This window comes from Achromobacter sp. CF-sbj1-Ac2-l (genome assembly GCF_052698165.1).
Map to the genome: position 1 here is coordinate 4,021,062 of NZ_CP199855.1, position 15,303 is coordinate 4,036,364.

Below are 15,303 nucleotides of genomic sequence, written 5' to 3' on the forward strand. Positions count from 1 at the left end.
CAGAACAACACGGAGACAACCCATGCAGACCTCTTATTCGCTCTCGCGCCGGCGCTTCCTCGCGCTTGGCGCGGCCGTGGCGGCGGGCGCGGCCTTCAGCGCGCGCGCCGCGCAGGATTGGCCCGCCGGCAAGACCATCACCTGGGTGGTGCCCTATCCGGCCGGCGGCAGCACCGACGTGCTGGGCCGCGCCATCGCGCAGCAACTGGATGCGCTGCTGGCCACGCGCGTGATCGTCGACAACCGTCCCGGCGCCACCGGCACCATTGGCGCGGCCCGCGTGGCGCGCGCCGAGCCGGACGGCCTGACGCTGCTGGGCACCTCGATCGGGCCCCAGGCGATCGCGCCGCACGTCCTCGGCAAGCTGACCTATGACCCGGTGGAGGACTTCGCCCCCGTCATCATGATCGGCACCATTCCCCATCTCCTGGTGGTGGGCAAGGACCAGCCATTCCACACGGTCGCCGACCTGATCACGGCCGCGAAAAAGGCGCCGCAAAGCCTGGCGTATGCCTCGGGCGGCACGGGCACGATCCTGCACATGCAGGGCGAACTGCTGCAGCAAAAGAGCGGCGCGCGGTTCCTGCACGTGCCCTACAAGGGCGACACGCCCGCGCTGCAGGACACGCTGGCCGGGCAGGTGCAATTCGCCTTCATTCCCGCGGCGGCCGCGTTGCCGCACGTGCAGACCGGCGCGCTGCGCGCGCTCGCCGCCACGTCGGCGCAGCGTCTGCCGGCCTTGCCGCAGGTGCCAACCATGGCCGAGGCCGGCTTCAGCGATTTCGTGGTGGAGCAATGGCAGGCCGTGTTCGCCCCCGCCGCCACGCCCGCGCCCGTCATCGCCCGGCTCAACGCCGGGATCGGACGCGCCTTGCAGAGCCCGGCGCTCACGGCGCTGGCCGAGCAGCTCGGCATCACGCTGGCCGGCGGCACGCCGCAGGCCCTGGACACCACCCGCAGGGCGGACTTCGACAAATGGGGCAAGGTCATCCGCGATGCCGGCATCAAGCCGGCCTGACCCGCCCTCCCGACTTTCTCTTTCTTCACAGGAACACTCATGGCAAACCAGGACATCATCAAGGACTTCCCGCGCGTCGGCGCCGACATCGTGCGCCGCGCGGCGGCACTGCAACCGGCCATCCTGGCCGACGTGGCCGGCCGCCGCGGCGCGCTCAGCGGCCGCATCCGCCCGCTGCATCCGGGCATGAAGCTGGCCGGCACGGCGCTGACGGTGGAGGTGCGCCCCGGTGACAACCTCATGATCCACGCCGCGATTTCCCTGGCCAAGCCGGGCGACGTGCTGGTGATCGACGGCAAGGGCGACCTCAGCTCGGCGCTGATGGGCACCATCATGATGAACGCCTGCCGCAAGCTCGGCATCGCCGGCGTGGTGATGGATGGCGCGGCGCGCGACAGCGTCGAGATCATCGAAATGGACTATCCGGTGTTCGCCGCCGGCACCAACCCGAACGGCCCCACCAAGAACGTGCCCGGCCGCATCGGCCATCCCGTGTCGGTCGGCGGCGTGACCGTGTACCCCGGCGACTTCGTCATCGGCGACGCCGACGGCGTGGTGGTGGTCGAACGCGAGAAAATCGAAGGCCTGCTGCCGGCCGCCGAAAAGAAGGTGCGCGACGAGGCCGCGCGCATCGCCGCGATCCAGGCCGGCGACACCGAGGCCAAGTGGCTGTCGGCGGCGCTGCGCGCCGCCGGCGTGCTCAAGGAAGGGGAATCGCTGTGAACAAGACCGCCACAGGCAAGGCCGCCATCGTCGTGACCGCGGCCGACCTGGCCCCGGAAGCCATCGCGCTGCTGCAGGATTTCAATCTGGTGTTTGCCGGCAAGACACCCGCCGAAGAGGAAATCGTGGCCTTGTGCCGCGAGCACAACCCGGTCGCCATCATCGTGCGCTACAGCAAGGTGGGCGCCGCCGCCATGGACGCCGCGCCCGCGTTGCGCGTGATTTCCAAGCACGGCAGCGGCACCGACACCATCGACAAGGCCGCCGCCGCCCAGCGCGGCATCCAGGTCGTGGCCGCCGTGGGCGTGAACGCCGCCGCCGTGGCGGAACACGCCCTGGCGCTGCTGCTGGCCTGCGCCAAATCGGTCGTGGGCCTGGATGGGCGCATGCGCGCCGGACACTGGGACAAGTCGACGCACAAGAGCCTGGAGCTGGACGGCAAGACCATCGGCCTGGTGGGCCTGGGCGCCATCGGCCGGCGCATGGCCGCCATGGCGCACGGCATGAACATGCGCGTGATCGGCTTCGATCCCTACGCGCGCGATCTGCCCGAGTACATCGCCAGCGTGCCGCTGGACGCGATCTGGCGCGAGGCCGACGTGGTATCGCTGCATTGCCCCCTGACCGACGAGAACCGCGGCATGGTCAACGCGGCGACACTGGCGCAGTGCAAGCCCGGCGTGGTCCTGGTCAACACCGCGCGCGGCGGCCTGGTCGATGAAGACGCGTTGCTGCAGGCGGTGCGCTCGGGCCAGGTCCGCGCCGCCGGCCTGGACAGTTTCGCCGTCGAGCCCATGACGGCCGGCCACCCCTTCCAGCAGGAGCCGCGCATTCTCCTCAGCCCGCACGTCGGCGGGGTGACCAGCGCCGCCTACGTCAACATGGGCGTGGCCGCCGCGCGCAATGCCCTGGACGTGCTGGCCCGCGCGGCCGCCCCCGCCTGAGGAGCCGCGCCATGCAGCAACGATGGAAGCACGCGCCGCCGGACAGCAACTGGGGCGAATTCGGCCCCGACGACCAGCGCGGCCGCATGAACCTGGTGGACCGCGCCAAGGTGCTGCAGGGCATCGCGGAAGTCCGCGAGGGCCTGACGTTCTGCCTGTCGCTGCCGCTGGACGTGCCGGGCGGCATGGCGCTGAACCCGCGGCGCCTGCCGCCGCAACGCTACGCCACGCTGCGCGATGGCAAGAGCGCGGGCGCCCAGGGCTTTTGCTGGTCCTATGCGTCGGAGGATCCGCTGCTCACCGATGTGGTGTGCGACGACGTGCTGCTGATGAATACGCAGTATTCCACGCAGTGGGACAGCCTGGCGCACATGGGCAGCCGGTTCGATGCCGATGGCGACGGGCGGGCCGAGGCGGTGTTCTACAACGGCTTTCGGGCCGGCGCCGAAATCGTCGCGGCCGCGGAGGATCCGCAGGCCGTGGCCGACTGGGCCCGCTTTCCCGGCCCCCGCGCCGGGGCACTCGGCATCGAGCAACTGGCCGAACATGGCGTGCAGGGCCGCGCCGTGCTGATCGACCTGGAGGCCCATGTCGGCCGCACGCGCGCCGCCGTGGGCTACGACGCGCTGATGCGCATCCTGGAGGCCGACGGCGTGGCCATCGAGCCGGGCGACATGGTGTGCCTGCACACCGGCTTCGGCGACACGCTGATGTCGATGAACCGCCAGCCCGATGTCGCGCACCTGCACGCCACCGGCAGCGGCCTGGACGGCGACGATGCGCGCCTGCTGCGCTGGATCGTCGACGCGCGCCTGGCCTGCCTGATCGCCGACAACCCCGCCGTCGAGCTGGTGCGGCCGGTGGCCCTGGGGGGCGCGGCCACGCCGCTGCGACGCCCGCGCCTGCCGCTGCACGAGCACTGCCTGTTCAAGAACGGCATCCACCTGGGTGAACTGTGGTGGCTGACGCCGCTGGCGCGCTGGCTGCGCGCCAACGGGCGCCACCGCTTCCTGCTGACCGCGCCCCCGCTGCGCCTGCCGGGCGCGGCCGGCTCACCGGCCACGCCCATCGCCACGGTCTGAAACGCTGAAAAAAACCAACCAGGCGCAGCCGCCGGCACAGGCGGCGCGCTTTCCACAAGGAGACGATCTCGTGAAACTGTTCCGCCTTTTGCCCCTGGCGCTTGCGTTCTGCGCCAGCGTGGCCGCCGCCGACTATCCCGACCGCGCGCTAAAGCTGGTGGTGCCCTATTCCGCCGGCGGCGCCGCCGATGCCCAGGCCCGCCTGGTGGCCCAGAAGCTGGGCGCGCGCCTGGGCCAGACCGTGGTGGTCGAGAACAAGCCCGGCGCCAGCGGCACCATCGGCGCGGCCAGCGTGGCGCACGCCGCCGCCGACGGCTACACGCTGCTCTACGACGCCACGGCGTTCGCCATCAATCCTTCGCTCTACAAGAAACTCAGCTACGACAGCCGGCGGGATTTCCTGCCGATCTCGTTGATCAGCCTGACGCCCAACCTCCTGGTGGTGCCGGCGCAGTCGCCCTACCAGCGCATCGAGGACCTCACGGCCGCCGCGCGCAAGGGCCACCTGACGTTCGGCACGCCCGGCCAGGGCACCGCGCAACACATCGCCGCCGCCTGGTACGCGCAGGGAAACAAGCTGGAACTCACCCACGTCCCCTACAAGGGCGGCGCGCCGGCGCTGACCGACCTGATGGGCGGCCAGATCGATATGATGTTCAGCAACATGGCGGCGTCCTACCCGCTGGTCAAGAGCGGCAAGCTGCGCGCGCTGGCGGTCACATCGCCCGAGCGCATCGCGGCGCTGCCCGACCTGCCCACCGTCGCGGAGAGCGGCGTGCCGCAGTATTCGGTGTACGAGTGGAACGGCGTGCTGGCGCCGGCCGGCGTGCCGCCCGAGGTGGCCGCGCGCATCGAGCAGGCGCTGCGCGCCACGCTGCAGGACCCGGCGCTGCGCCACAGCCTGCAGGAACTCGGCGCGCAGCCGGTGGGCTCGACCGCCACCGAATTCCGCGCCTTCATCGACGACCAGATGGAACGTTCGGCCCGTATCCTGGCCGATGCCGGCATCCACAAGGAGTGACGCGGCCTGCGAGGACTCAAGGCCGAATGACATTCCCGCATAAAAACAGAGGACGACAAATGAATCACCGTAATCGCACCCGCTACTCCCCCCGGCGCACCGCGCTGCTCGTCGCGGCCGCCGCGACACTCCTGGCGGGCGGCGTTGCCCATGCCGCGGACGCCTGGCCCAGCCGCCCGGTGCGGATCGTGGTGCCCTACGGCCCGGGCGGCGCGGTCGACGTGGCCACGCGCAAGGTCGCGCAGATGCTGTCGACGCAGACCGGCCAGAGTTTCGTGGTGGAGAACAAGCCCGGCGCGACCGGCACCATCGGCGTCAGCCAGGTGGCCCGCGCGCCGGCCGATGGCTACACGCTGGTGGCCAACGACACCACCTATTCGCTGCTGCCGCACATCTTCAAGAAACTGCCCTTCGATCCGGCGGCGGACCTGCAGCCGGTCACGGCCTTCATCTTCGCGCCCATGGCGCTGGCGGTGGCGGCCGACAGCCCGTATCGCACGCTCGACGACCTGGTGGCGCGGGCGCGCGCCAAGCCCGACTCGGTGACGTACGGCTCGGGCGGCGCCGGCACCACGCCGCACTTCGCCGCCGAAGGGCTGGCGCGGGCGACGGGCGTGAAATTCATGCACGTGCCGTTCAAGGGCGCCGCCGAAGCCACGCAGGCGGTGCTGGGCAAGGTGATCGACTTCCAGTTCGCCTCGACCACCGGCCTGATGGGGCCGGCGCAGGGCGGACAGTTGCGCCTGCTGGCCGTGAGCGGCGCCAAGCGGCTGGCGGTGCTTCCCGACGTGCCGACATTCGCGCAGGCTGGCGTGAAGGATTTCGGCGTGGTCAACTGGACCGGCCTGTGGGCGCCCAAAGGCACGCCGCCGGAAGTCACCGAACGCCTGCAACGCGAGGTCGCCAAGGCCATGGCGTCCGAGGAAATGCAGACCTTCGCCACCAAGATGGGCGCCGAGCCGCGCGCCGCCGACGCGGCGGAATTCGGCCGCATCCTGGCCGACAGCAACGTGATGTGGGGCAACGTCGCGCGCAGCATCGGCTACGACGCCAAATAGACACCGAGGAGACGCCATGTTTTTCCTGCAACCGCCCGAGGTGGCGCCCTTCGAAGCATGGAGCGCCATGCCCGACGCTTTCCGCCGCCTCCAGCGCAGCGACTGGGCCGACGCCAACCGCGCCGGGGCGCCGGTCGATTCGTTCCTGGAAGGCCCGGTGTTCGACCGCCACGGCAATCTGTACGTCACCGACATCCCCTGGGGCCGGGTGTTCCGCATCGGGCCCGACCGTCAGTGGACCCTGGTGACCGAATACGACGGCGAACCGAACGGCATGAAGTTCCTGGACGACGGCCGACTGCTGATCACGGACTACAAGAATGGCCTGATGGTCCTGGACGTGGCCAGCGGCCAGGTCACGCCCTACCTGGCCCGGCGCAACAGCGAGCGCTTCAAGGGCGTGAACGACCTGACCTTCGATGCGCAGGGCAATATCTACTTCACCGACCAGGGCCAGAGCGGCCTGCACGATCCCAGCGGCCGACTGTACCGCTTGCGTCCCGGCGGCCAGCTCGACTGCCTGCTCGACAACATCCCCAGCCCCAATGGCGTGGCGCTGTCGCCGGATGGCAAGGTGCTGTACCTGGCGGTGACGCGCGGCAACTGCGTCTGGCGCGTGCCGCTGATGGCGGACGGCAGCGTCAGCAAGGTGAGCCAGTTCTTCACCTCTTACGGCCCCAGCGGCCCGGATGGCCTGGCGGTGGACCGCGAAGGCAACCTGCTTGTCTGCAATCCGGGGCTGGGCTACGTGTGGCTGCTCAACCATCGCGCCGAACCGCTGATCGTCTGGCGCAGCCCCAAGGGCATGTCGACCACCAACCTCGCCTTTGGCGGCGAGGATGGCCGCACGCTGTTCTGCACCGAGTCGGTGACAGGCACCATCCTGACCGCCCGCGCGCCCCATCCGGGCCTGCTGGCCGCTGCCCCGCGCTGACGCGCTCCGGGTTCCTTGCCCGGCGGGATCCCGCGCCTGCGCGACGGGCCCGCCGCGCTTGCCTTTACATCCCGTTTCAGCAAGGATGGGCGTGCGTCCGTATCGTGGACGCACCGCAACACAGGAGCTCGCCATGATGAAAACCACCTTGACCTGCACCCTGACAGTCGCCCTGCTTGCCGGCTGCGCCCCTTCCCGACACACGGCCGCCGTGCCCGTGGACAACCACACGGCGCGCGACTCGCTGGACTGGCCCGGCAGCTACGAGGGCACCCTGCCCTGCGCCGACTGCCCCGGCATCCGCACCCGCCTGACGCTGATGAAGGACGGCCGCTACGAGCGCGCCACGCAATACCTGGATCGCCAGCCGCAGCCTGAAGCGGTGGCCGGCACCTTCAGTTGGGAATCCGACGGCAGCACCATCCGGCTGGACGCCTCCGGCGACAGCCAGCGCTACTTCGTCGCCGAGAACCAGGTGATCATGCTGTACCGCGACGGCACCCGCCCCACCGGTCCGCTGGCGCCGCACTACGTGCTGCGCCGCGCGCAATAGCGCGGCGTCACCGGCCGCGCGCCGGCGGCGGGCCCCGCGCCCTGCCGTCGGCGCCGCCAGCGGCACGCAAGCGCCTCGCTTGCGGCTATTCTCTGGGCTGCACATGCCGCGCCGCCGCGACACCGGCGGCGTCCCTCGAGGAAGGAAGATCCATGAAGACCGATCACGAACTGCTCGACGCGTTTGCCCCGACGGGCACGCTGCGCGCCTCCATCAACCTGGGCAACCCGATCCTGGCCAACACCCATCCCGACACCGGCGCGCCCGACGGCGTGTCGGTCGACCTGGCCACGGAACTGGCCCGCCGGCTCGACGTGAAGCTGGAACTGGTGGTGTTCAAGTCCGCCGGCGAATCGGTCAACGCGGTCGCCGCCGAGCAGGCCGACGTGGGCTTTTTCGCGATCGATCCGCTGCGCGGCGAGCAGATCGCCTTCACCGCGCCCTATGTGGTGATCGAGGGCGCTTACCTGGTGCGCGACGATTCGCCCATCACCCGCATGGAAGAGGTGGACCGCACCGGCCAGCGCGTGGTGGTCGGCAAGGGCAGCGCCTATGACCTGTACCTGACGCGTGAAATCAAGCACGCCGAGCTGTTCCGCGCGCCCACCTCGCCCGCGGTGGTCGACACCTTCGTCAAGGAAAACATGGAAGTGGCCGCCGGCGTCAAACAGCAACTGCAAGCCGATGCGCAGCGCCTGGGCGGCCTGCGCCTGCTGGACGGCCACTTCATGCTGATCCGCCAGGCCATGGGCGTGCCCAAGAGCCGTGGCGCCAAGGCCAGCGCCTACCTGGCCGCCTTTGTCGAAGCCATGAAGAAAAGCGGTTTCGTGGCCGAGGCGCTGGCGCGCCACAAGATCCAGGGCGCCGCCGTGGCGCCGCTGGAAGCCGCGCCACAATAAAAAAAGCGAGGCGGCGGGATCACGCGCCGCGCCGCCGCGTGGCGAACCGTCGATGACGCCCCGGCATGCGGGCCGCCATCGACGGGACGGCGTCAGTGGCTGATCATCCAGGGCCGTGAACCGGCGAAGGACTTGGCGCCGTCGGCCGTGGTGCGGGTCTTGCCGGACGTGCGTCCGCCCGAACAACAACCGCAGTTCATGCCGTGTCCGGAACGCGAGCTGCGCGGTTCGTTGGCGCTGCGTTCGTTGGCGGCATGGGCGCGGTTGACGGCCGACGACAGCGCCGAGATCGCGGGCGCGCCGCCGACGATGCGGTGCGAGGCGGCCCCGCATTGCGGGCAGTCGGCCGGATCGCGCCATTGCGCCAGCGGCCGCAGCGCCGCGAACTCGCCGCAGCCGGCGCAAGCGTAGTCATACATGGGCATGTCGGTCTCCCTGGTCCCGGCCTCAGCGGTCGCGCGACAAGGGCAGGTCGACGCCGCCCTTGATGTGCTTGATCGGCCCGGAGGCCGAGGGCTGGATGTCGAAATCGAAGATCTCGGTCGGCAGCCACAGTGTGGCGCAGGAGTTGGGAATGTCCACCACCCCGCTGATGTGCCCCTGCACCGGCGCCGTGCCCAGGATCGAGTACGCCTGCGCGCCCGAATAGCCGAACTTCTTCAGGTATTCGATGGCGTTCAGGCAGGCCTGGCGGTAGGCCACGTTCACGTCCAGGTAGTGCTGCTTGCCGCCCTCGTCCACCGAGATGCCCTCGAAGATCAGGAAGTCCTTGTAGGCCGGCGTGATCGGGCTGGGCTTGAAGATCGGGTTGCGGATGGCGTACTTGTCCATGCCGCCCTTGATCAGCGTGACGCGCATGTGCACCCAGCCGGCCATCTCGATGGCGCCGCAGAAGGTGATCTCGCCGTCGCCCTGCGAGAAGTGCAGGTCGCCCACCGACAGGCCGCCGCCCTTGACGTAGACCGGGAAGAACACCCGCGCGCCGCGCGACAGGTCCTTGATGTCGCAATTGCCGCCATGCTCGCGCGGCGGCACGGTGCGCGCGCCCTCGGCCGCCGCGCGCTCGCGCTCGGCCCCTTGCAGCGCGCCCATGTGCGCCGTCTTGGGCGCGGGCGGATTGGCCAGCGGCGGCACGCGGTTCGGGTTGGTGTCGATCAGCGCCTGCTCGCGCTGGTTCCAGGTGTCCAGCAGCTTCTTGTCGGGCAGGCAGCCGATCAGGCCGGGATGGATCAGGCCGGCGAAGCTGACGCCCGGGATGTGCCGCGACGAGGTGAACATGCCGTGGAAATCCCAGATGGATTTCTGCGCATGGGGGAAATGGTCGGTGAGAAAACCGCCGCCGTTGTTCTTGCTGAAAAAGCCATTGAAGCCCCACAGGCTGTCGGGCTTGGCGCCGATATCCAGCAGGTCCACCACCAGCAGGTCGCCGGGCTCGGCGCCTTCGACGCCGACGGGGCCGGACAGGAAATGCACGGTGGACAGGTCGACGTCGCGCACGTCGTCGGCGCTGTCGTCGTTCTTGATGGCGCCGCCGGTCCAGTCGTAGGTCTCCAGGATGAAATCATCGCCGGGCTTGACCCAGACGGCCATCGGGATATCCGGATGCCAGCGGTTGTGGATCTGCTTGTTCTCGTAGGGGGACTGGGTCAGGTCGACCTGAATGAGGGTATCGGTCATTCTCTTTCATCTCCAACGCAACGTGTTGATAAAACAGAACTTAAGCTGGAAGGCGCGTCCAATTTCGCATGTGGGGATTGGATCTTCGATTCCTTGACGTGTGAACGATGGTAGACGCGTTTGCATTGATTGCCATACTGGTTTTCCATGCAGCATGCGGCCGCGCAGGGTGCGCGCCCGCCGCTGGCGAACTCGCTGACACGCGCGTTTCCCACTAGCGGGAAACAGGAAAAAAGAATACGGCGCGAGTGTCGACTCGTCCGGCAGTTATGATCCGCCCATTGCATTTCGCGGCCCCGCCGCGCCGGAAGCCCCCGTCCATGATCCCGATCCGCCCCCTGCCCATCCTGCTCCTGCTCGCCTGTGTCCTGCCGCCGGGCGCCGCTCACGCGGCCAAGGAATGCGTGGCGCGGTTCGACGCCAGCGCCGCCCGCTACCAGGAAGCGGTGAACGTGCAGAAGGGACGCGAGACCGCCAACTGGCAGGAGCTGAACGCGCCGCTGTGCCAGGGGCGGCTGGACCTGCTGGACATGGAGTTCGAGCTGGTCGATGACTACGAGCAATGCGTGCGCGACGGCGGGGAATTTCCCGAGAAGACCGTGCGCGCGATGAAGGACCGGCCCGACAACCTGGCCGCGCTCAAGACCGCCTGGATCAATACCTGCGGCCCCTACATGAAGGAATGAAGGGACGGCTGCGCAGCGGGGCCTGGCCCCCGCGATGCGCGGCCGCCGACCGCGTCAGGCCACCGCCGAGGCGGGCCGCGGGAAGAAGATGGCCCGCGCGGGGTCGAAGTCGTAGCGGTCTTCGAACTCGGTCGCATCGGCGGCCAATGCCAGCACCGAATCCAGGATGAAGTCGGCCTTGGCGTCGGACAGCAGCACGCTGAAATTCAGGCGGACAAAGCCCGGCTTTTCGATTTCGCGGCCATCGAGGATGGCCTGGCGCATGCGCGCCGATTCGGCCTCGTCGATCTCCAGCAGGTTGTGCACGTACGGGCCGGCGCAGGCGCAGCCGCCGCGGGCCTGGATGCCGAAGCGGTCGCTCAGCATGCGCGTGACCAGTTGCTGGTGCACGTAGCCGCCCTGGCCGTCGCGCACGCGGAAGGAGAAGATCGGCAGACGCGGGGCGGTCAACGAGCCCAGCAGTTCCAGGCGGGGATCGCCCTGCCAGCGGGCCAGCGCGCGCCGCACGAAGGCGGCGTTGCGCCGCGCCATCAGATCGGCGCCCAGCGCTTCCTTGACCAGCAGCACCAGCGCGGCGCGGATGTCGCCGACCACGTTGGGGGTGCCCGCCTCTTCGCGCGCTTCCAGGCTGGCGCTGTAGTCGTGGTGGCTGGGCGAGACGAACTTGACGGTGCCCCCGCCCGGGAAGGTGGGCGTGGTCGGCACGACCGCGTCGCGACGCACGATCAGGATGCCGGACGCGCCGGGCCCGCCGATGAACTTATGCGGCGAGAACACGATGGCGTCGATCGGCGCATCGGCCGCGGGCGTCATGCGGATGTCCAGGTACGGCGCGCCGCCGGCGTAGTCCCAGATCATCCGGGCGCCGGCGCGCTTCACGCGGCGGGTGATGGCCTCGACGTCGGCGACGATGCCGGTGACGTTGGAGGCGGCCGACAGCGCGCAGATGACCAGCGTGCCGTCCGGCGCCCGCAGCGCGGCGTCGAGTTCGCCCAGGTCCGGGCCGCCCTGCGGGCTTTCCGCCAGCACGACGATGTCGGCGCCGCATTCGCGCCACGGCAGGATGTTGGAATGATGCTCGTAGGGGCCGATGACGACCCGCACCTTGCGGCCCGCCGCCAGCGCGGCCGGCACGCCCAACAGGTGCACCAGGCGGTTAAGGCCCATGGTGGCGCCCGAGCCGGAGAAGATCACGGCGTGCTCGTCGCCCGCGCCGCAGCAGCGGCCGACCACGGCGCGCGCCTCGCGCCGCAGGCGCGTGATGAAGCCGCCGCAGAACGAGGCCTCGGTATGCGAGTTGGCGTAGTACGGCAGCACGTGTTCCAGGACGAAGCGCTCGACCTGCATCAGCGCGCGGCCAGAGGCGACGTAGTCGGCGTAGACCAGCGGCTTGAGGCCAAAGGGGCCTTCGATGACGGCGTCCTTGCCGATCAGGCCGTCGGCCAGGCTGGCGATGATGTCGGGGGATTGCAGGGATTGCTGGAACTGGCGCAACGGCCCTGTGGCGGCCGGGGTCGCTTGGGTAGACATGGTGCGGATTCGATGAAACGGCTGGCAGGAAAATTATCGGAATATCATACGATGGAAGGAATTTTGAAACCTCACCTAAATTTTCCTTAAAATCGCTGAAAACAGATCATCTGATCGAATTCATGGAAAAAATTGACAAGTTTGATCTGAATATCATTTCCTGCCTGCAACGCGAGGGCTCGCTGTCGCAGCGCGAGCTGGCCGACCGGGTCGGCCTGTCGCAGAACGCCTGCTGGCGCCGACTGCAGCGGCTGAACGCCTGCGGCATCATCCGCGGCACCCGCGCCGAGGTGAACCTGGCCGAACTCGGGCTGGACCTGACGGTGTTCGTCATGATCCGCACCAGCCATCACGCCAAGGAATGGGCCGACGGCTTTCGCAAGCACGTGGAACGCCTGCCCGAAGTGACCGGCTTCTACCGCATCGGCGGCGACTGGGACTACCTGATCCAGGTGGTCTGCCGCGGCATCGCCGGGTACGACCGCTTCTACCAGAAGCTCATCACCGACTTCGAACTGTCCACCGTGACGGGCTTTTTCAGCATGGAAGCCATCATCGAGAACCGCCCGCCCGACCTGGGGCTGTTGCAGGAATCGGCGGGCGCGGCATAGCGAGGCTTCGCGTCAGATCGCGACGGCGGCCACGACGCCGCCGCGGGAATAACTTGTGGTCATGAACCCCGGGGACCGCTTATATCCACGGGTTATCCCGGATGCCTGCATATCCACAAATCGTCAATAATTCGCCAACGTTTTGTTGTCGATCCGTCCCCATCTGCCTCCCATGCCTGTTTCCGTCCGGGACGCCATTGTTTCCTCCTCCCATCTCGCCTCGTCCGCCCCGGAGCTGTCCGAGGTGGAGTTCGGCCTGATCATCGCCTCGCACGCCTTCAATCGCTGGATGGTCCGCTGCATGGCCTGTGCCGGGCTGCCCGAGCTGACCTCGCTGGACATCCTGGTGCTGAACCACGTGTTCCATCGCGGCCGCGGCAAGAAACTGGCGGACATCTGCTTCACGCTCAATGTCGAAGACACCCACCTGGTGAACTATTCGCTCAAGAAGCTGGAGCGGCTGGGCGTGGTGCAAAGCGCCAAGACCGGCAAGGAAGTGATCTACACCACCACCGATGCCGGCGCCGCCGCGATCCAGCGCTACGCCGAAGTGCGCGAGCAATGCCTGGTGAAACCCTTCATCGACTCCCCCGCCGCGGACGATGCCAGCCACCAGTTGGCCAATACCCTGCGCGCCCTGTCGGGCCTGTACGACCAGGCCGCCCGCGCCGCCACCTCGCTGTGAGAATCCACGTTGTCTAGCCTTCCCGCCTCCTCCGCCCAGCCGCTGCTCTCCGTGCGCGGCGTCTCGGTGGATTTCAATACCGAAAACGGCGTGTTCCGCGCCGTCGAGAACCTGGACTTCGACGTGCGGCCGGGCAAGACGCTGGCCATCGTCGGCGAGTCCGGGTCGGGCAAGTCGGTGACGTCCATGGCCATCATGCGGCTGACGGACTACAACAACGGCCGCATCGCCACCGGCAAGATCCTGTTCCGCGACGGCGCCGACCGCGAGGTCGACCTGACCGCCGCGTCCGACGAGCAGATGCGCGCGATCCGCGGCAACGACATTGCCATGATCTTCCAGGAACCGATGACCTCGCTGAACCCGGTGTTCACCATCGGGGACCAGATCATCGAGGCCATCATGCTGCACCAGCAGTTGTCGCGCTCGGCCGCCCGCAAGGCGGCGCGCGCGCTGCTGGAGAAGGTGCGCCTGCCGGACGCCGAACAACTGCTGGACCGCTACCCGCACCAGTTGTCGGGCGGCATGCGCCAGCGCGTGATGATCGCGATGGCGCTGTCGTGCCAGCCGCGCCTGCTGATCGCCGACGAACCGACCACCGCGCTGGACGTGACCATCCAGGCGCAGATCCTGAACACCATCCGCGAACTGCAGCGCGACCTGGGCACCGCCGTGATCTTCATCACCCACGACATGGGCGTGGTGGCCGAGATGGCCGACGACGTGGTGGTGATGCTGCGCGGCAGGAAGGTCGAGCAGGGCCCGGTGGAAGAGATCTTCCGCGCGCCCAGGCATCCCTATACCCGCGCCCTGCTGGCCGCCGTGCCGCGCCTGGGCAGCCTGACCGGCCGCGACCTGCCGCTGCGCACGCCGCAGACGGTGCTGGAAGGCGACACGCTGCGCGAAGTCGGCGAGACCCGCGAGCAGGACACGGCGCGCTACGACGAGCCGGTGCTGCGCGTCGAGAAACTGACCACGCGCTTTGACGTCGGCCACAACCTGTTCGGCCGCGTCACCCACCGCGTGCACGCGGTCGAGGAAGTGAGCTTCGACGTCTACCCCGGCGAAACGCTGGCGCTGGTGGGCGAATCGGGCAGCGGCAAATCGACCATCGGCAAGACCCTGCAGCAATTGGTGGCGCCGACCTCGGGCGCGGTGCGCTACAACGGCCAGGACATCTTCTCGATGGACGCCGCCGGCCGTCAGCGCCTGCGCCAGGAGATCCAGTACATCTTCCAGGATCCGTATGCCTCGCTGGACCCGCGCAAGACCGTGGCCTTCAGCATCGCCGAGCCGATCCGCACCCACCGCCTGCTGACCGACGAGGCCGCCATCGCGCGCCGCGTCGGCGAGCTGCTGGAACAGGTGGGCCTGAAGCCCGAGCACGCGCGCCGCTATCCGCACGAGTTCTCCGGCGGCCAGCGCCAGCGCGTCTGCATCGCCCGCGCCCTGGCCAGCGACCCCAAACTGATCATCGCCGACGAATCGGTGTCGGCGCTGGATGTGTCGATCCAGGCGCAGATCCTGAACCTGCTGATGGATCTGCAGAAAGACCGCGGCCTGTCGTACCTGTTCATCACCCACGACATGGCGGTGGTGGAGAAGGTCAGCCACCGCGTGGCGGTGCTGTACCTGGGCCAGATCGTCGAGCTGGGCACGCGCCGCCAGATCTTCGAATCGCCGCAGCACGCCTACACCCGCAAGCTGCTGGCCGCCGTGCCGGTGGCCGAGCCCGGCCGGCACCTCGACACCTCGCTGATCGAGGGCGAGATTCCCAGCCCGGTGCGGCGCGTGGGCGACGAGCCGGCGATCATTCCCCTGGTTGAATTCGCGCCCGGCCACCGCGTGGCCCGCGCCGCCTGAACCTTCCGTTTTCTACACG

16 protein-coding genes are annotated in these 15,303 nt (G+C 68.8%); 13 read left to right on the plus strand and 3 right to left on the minus strand.

Annotated elements, in window-relative coordinates; genetic code table 11:
• The first annotated feature begins 22 nt into the window (after positions 1–22).
• The 9 genes from ACUDCK_RS18225 to ACUDCK_RS18265 all read left to right on the plus strand — a co-directional run bounded on the left by ACUDCK_RS18225 (position 23) and on the right by ACUDCK_RS18265 (position 8,232).
• Positions 23–1,018, plus strand: a complete 996-nt coding sequence (locus tag ACUDCK_RS18225) for a Bug family tripartite tricarboxylate transporter substrate binding protein (protein ID WP_064527799.1) — start codon at positions 23–25, stop codon at positions 1,016–1,018.
• A 39-nt stretch (positions 1,019–1,057) separates the two neighbouring features.
• The gene (locus ACUDCK_RS18230; protein WP_020928512.1) at positions 1,058–1,741 is read left to right on the plus strand and encodes an RraA family protein; all 684 of its coding nucleotides are present in this window, start codon (positions 1,058–1,060) and stop codon (positions 1,739–1,741) included.
• Positions 1,738–2,685, plus strand: a complete 948-nt coding sequence (locus ACUDCK_RS18235; protein WP_064527801.1) for an NAD(P)-dependent oxidoreductase — start codon at positions 1,738–1,740, stop codon at positions 2,683–2,685. The genes ACUDCK_RS18230 and ACUDCK_RS18235 overlap by 4 nt, the downstream gene beginning before the upstream one ends.
• A gap of 11 nt (positions 2,686–2,696) precedes the next feature.
• Entirely contained in the window at positions 2,697–3,767 is a 1,071-nt protein-coding gene (locus ACUDCK_RS18240; protein WP_064527803.1) for a cyclase family protein, read from the plus strand.
• Between the two features lie 70 nt (positions 3,768–3,837).
• A complete protein-coding gene (locus ACUDCK_RS18245) occupies positions 3,838–4,788 on the plus strand; it encodes a Bug family tripartite tricarboxylate transporter substrate binding protein (protein WP_175166709.1) in 951 nt (316 codons plus the stop codon).
• Positions 4,789–4,847: 59 nt separating this feature from the next.
• Positions 4,848–5,846: a Bug family tripartite tricarboxylate transporter substrate binding protein gene (locus ACUDCK_RS18250; RefSeq protein ID WP_175166708.1), complete on the plus strand. Its 999-nt coding sequence runs from the start codon at positions 4,848–4,850 to the stop codon at positions 5,844–5,846.
• A 16-nt stretch (positions 5,847–5,862) separates the two neighbouring features.
• On the plus strand, positions 5,863–6,780 hold the full coding sequence (locus ACUDCK_RS18255) for an SMP-30/gluconolactonase/LRE family protein (RefSeq protein ID WP_054502021.1): 918 nt from the start codon (positions 5,863–5,865) through the stop codon (positions 6,778–6,780).
• Positions 6,781–6,913: 133 nt separating this feature from the next.
• Complete coding sequence (locus ACUDCK_RS18260) at positions 6,914–7,333, plus strand: copper resistance protein NlpE (protein ID WP_175166707.1); 420 nt, start codon at positions 6,914–6,916, stop codon at positions 7,331–7,333.
• Between the two features lie 152 nt (positions 7,334–7,485).
• A complete protein-coding gene (locus tag ACUDCK_RS18265; RefSeq protein ID WP_445659248.1) occupies positions 7,486–8,232 on the plus strand; it encodes an ABC transporter substrate-binding protein in 747 nt (248 codons plus the stop codon).
• A gap of 92 nt (positions 8,233–8,324) precedes the next feature.
• Here ACUDCK_RS18265 and ACUDCK_RS18270 read toward each other — a convergent pair whose 3' ends face one another.
• Together ACUDCK_RS18270 and fmdA are read right to left on the minus strand one after the other, a co-directional pair.
• Positions 8,325–8,657, minus strand: coding sequence for a zinc ribbon domain-containing protein (locus tag ACUDCK_RS18270; protein WP_064527813.1), 333 nt, complete (start codon positions 8,655–8,657; stop codon positions 8,325–8,327).
• Between the two features lie 22 nt (positions 8,658–8,679).
• The gene (gene fmdA / locus ACUDCK_RS18275) at positions 8,680–9,909 is read right to left on the minus strand and encodes a formamidase (RefSeq protein WP_064527815.1); all 1,230 of its coding nucleotides are present in this window, start codon (positions 9,907–9,909) and stop codon (positions 8,680–8,682) included.
• A 320-nt stretch (positions 9,910–10,229) separates the two neighbouring features.
• On the opposite strand from fmdA, the gene ACUDCK_RS18280 reads away from it, so the two are divergent.
• Entirely contained in the window at positions 10,230–10,595 is a 366-nt protein-coding gene (locus ACUDCK_RS18280; RefSeq protein WP_064527817.1) for a hypothetical protein, read from the plus strand.
• Positions 10,596–10,649: 54 nt separating this feature from the next.
• On the opposite strand, the gene ACUDCK_RS18285 is transcribed toward ACUDCK_RS18280, so the two are convergent.
• Positions 10,650–12,125, minus strand: a complete 1,476-nt coding sequence (locus tag ACUDCK_RS18285; RefSeq protein ID WP_175166705.1) for an aminotransferase class V-fold PLP-dependent enzyme — start codon at positions 12,123–12,125, stop codon at positions 10,650–10,652.
• 122 nt (positions 12,126–12,247) lie between these two features.
• Here ACUDCK_RS18285 and ACUDCK_RS18290 point away from each other — a divergent pair, with 122 nt between their 5' ends.
• The 3 genes from ACUDCK_RS18290 to ACUDCK_RS18300 all read left to right on the plus strand — a co-directional run bounded on the left by ACUDCK_RS18290 (position 12,248) and on the right by ACUDCK_RS18300 (position 15,284).
• Complete coding sequence (locus tag ACUDCK_RS18290; protein WP_116791767.1) at positions 12,248–12,736, plus strand: Lrp/AsnC family transcriptional regulator; 489 nt, start codon at positions 12,248–12,250, stop codon at positions 12,734–12,736.
• A 172-nt stretch (positions 12,737–12,908) separates the two neighbouring features.
• Positions 12,909–13,421 (plus strand): winged helix DNA-binding protein, encoded by a 513-nt coding sequence (locus ACUDCK_RS18295; protein ID WP_054415947.1) that lies wholly within the window; start codon positions 12,909–12,911, stop codon positions 13,419–13,421.
• 9 nt (positions 13,422–13,430) lie between these two features.
• Positions 13,431–15,284: an ABC transporter ATP-binding protein gene (locus ACUDCK_RS18300; protein WP_338077838.1), complete on the plus strand. Its 1,854-nt coding sequence runs from the start codon at positions 13,431–13,433 to the stop codon at positions 15,282–15,284.
• The last annotated feature ends 19 nt before the right edge of the window (positions 15,285–15,303 follow it).

Excerpts from the sequence above, each read along its gene's own strand:
- ACUDCK_RS18290 (WP_116791767.1), top strand. The coding sequence starts at position 12,248 with ATGGAAAAAATTGACAAGTTTGATCTGAATATCATTTCCTGCCTGCAA.
- ACUDCK_RS18260 (WP_175166707.1), top strand. The coding sequence starts at position 6,914 with ATGATGAAAACCACCTTGACCTGCACCCTGACAGTCGCCCTGCTTGCC.
- ACUDCK_RS18280 (WP_064527817.1), top strand. The coding sequence starts at position 10,230 with ATGATCCCGATCCGCCCCCTGCCCATCCTGCTCCTGCTCGCCTGTGTC.
- ACUDCK_RS18255 (WP_054502021.1), top strand. The coding sequence starts at position 5,863 with ATGTTTTTCCTGCAACCGCCCGAGGTGGCGCCCTTCGAAGCATGGAGC.
- ACUDCK_RS18285 (WP_175166705.1), bottom strand. The coding sequence starts at position 12,125 with ATGTCTACCCAAGCGACCCCGGCCGCCACAGGGCCGTTGCGCCAGTTC.
- ACUDCK_RS18225 (WP_064527799.1), top strand. The coding sequence starts at position 23 with ATGCAGACCTCTTATTCGCTCTCGCGCCGGCGCTTCCTCGCGCTTGGC.
- fmdA (WP_064527815.1), bottom strand. The coding sequence starts at position 9,909 with ATGACCGATACCCTCATTCAGGTCGACCTGACCCAGTCCCCCTACGAG.
- ACUDCK_RS18240 (WP_064527803.1), top strand. The coding sequence starts at position 2,697 with ATGCAGCAACGATGGAAGCACGCGCCGCCGGACAGCAACTGGGGCGAA.
- ACUDCK_RS18230 (WP_020928512.1), top strand. The coding sequence starts at position 1,058 with ATGGCAAACCAGGACATCATCAAGGACTTCCCGCGCGTCGGCGCCGAC.
- ACUDCK_RS18250 (WP_175166708.1), top strand. The coding sequence starts at position 4,848 with ATGAATCACCGTAATCGCACCCGCTACTCCCCCCGGCGCACCGCGCTG.
- ACUDCK_RS18265 (WP_445659248.1), top strand. The coding sequence starts at position 7,486 with ATGAAGACCGATCACGAACTGCTCGACGCGTTTGCCCCGACGGGCACG.
- ACUDCK_RS18270 (WP_064527813.1), bottom strand. The coding sequence starts at position 8,657 with ATGCCCATGTATGACTACGCTTGCGCCGGCTGCGGCGAGTTCGCGGCG.
- ACUDCK_RS18295 (WP_054415947.1), top strand. The coding sequence starts at position 12,909 with ATGCCTGTTTCCGTCCGGGACGCCATTGTTTCCTCCTCCCATCTCGCC.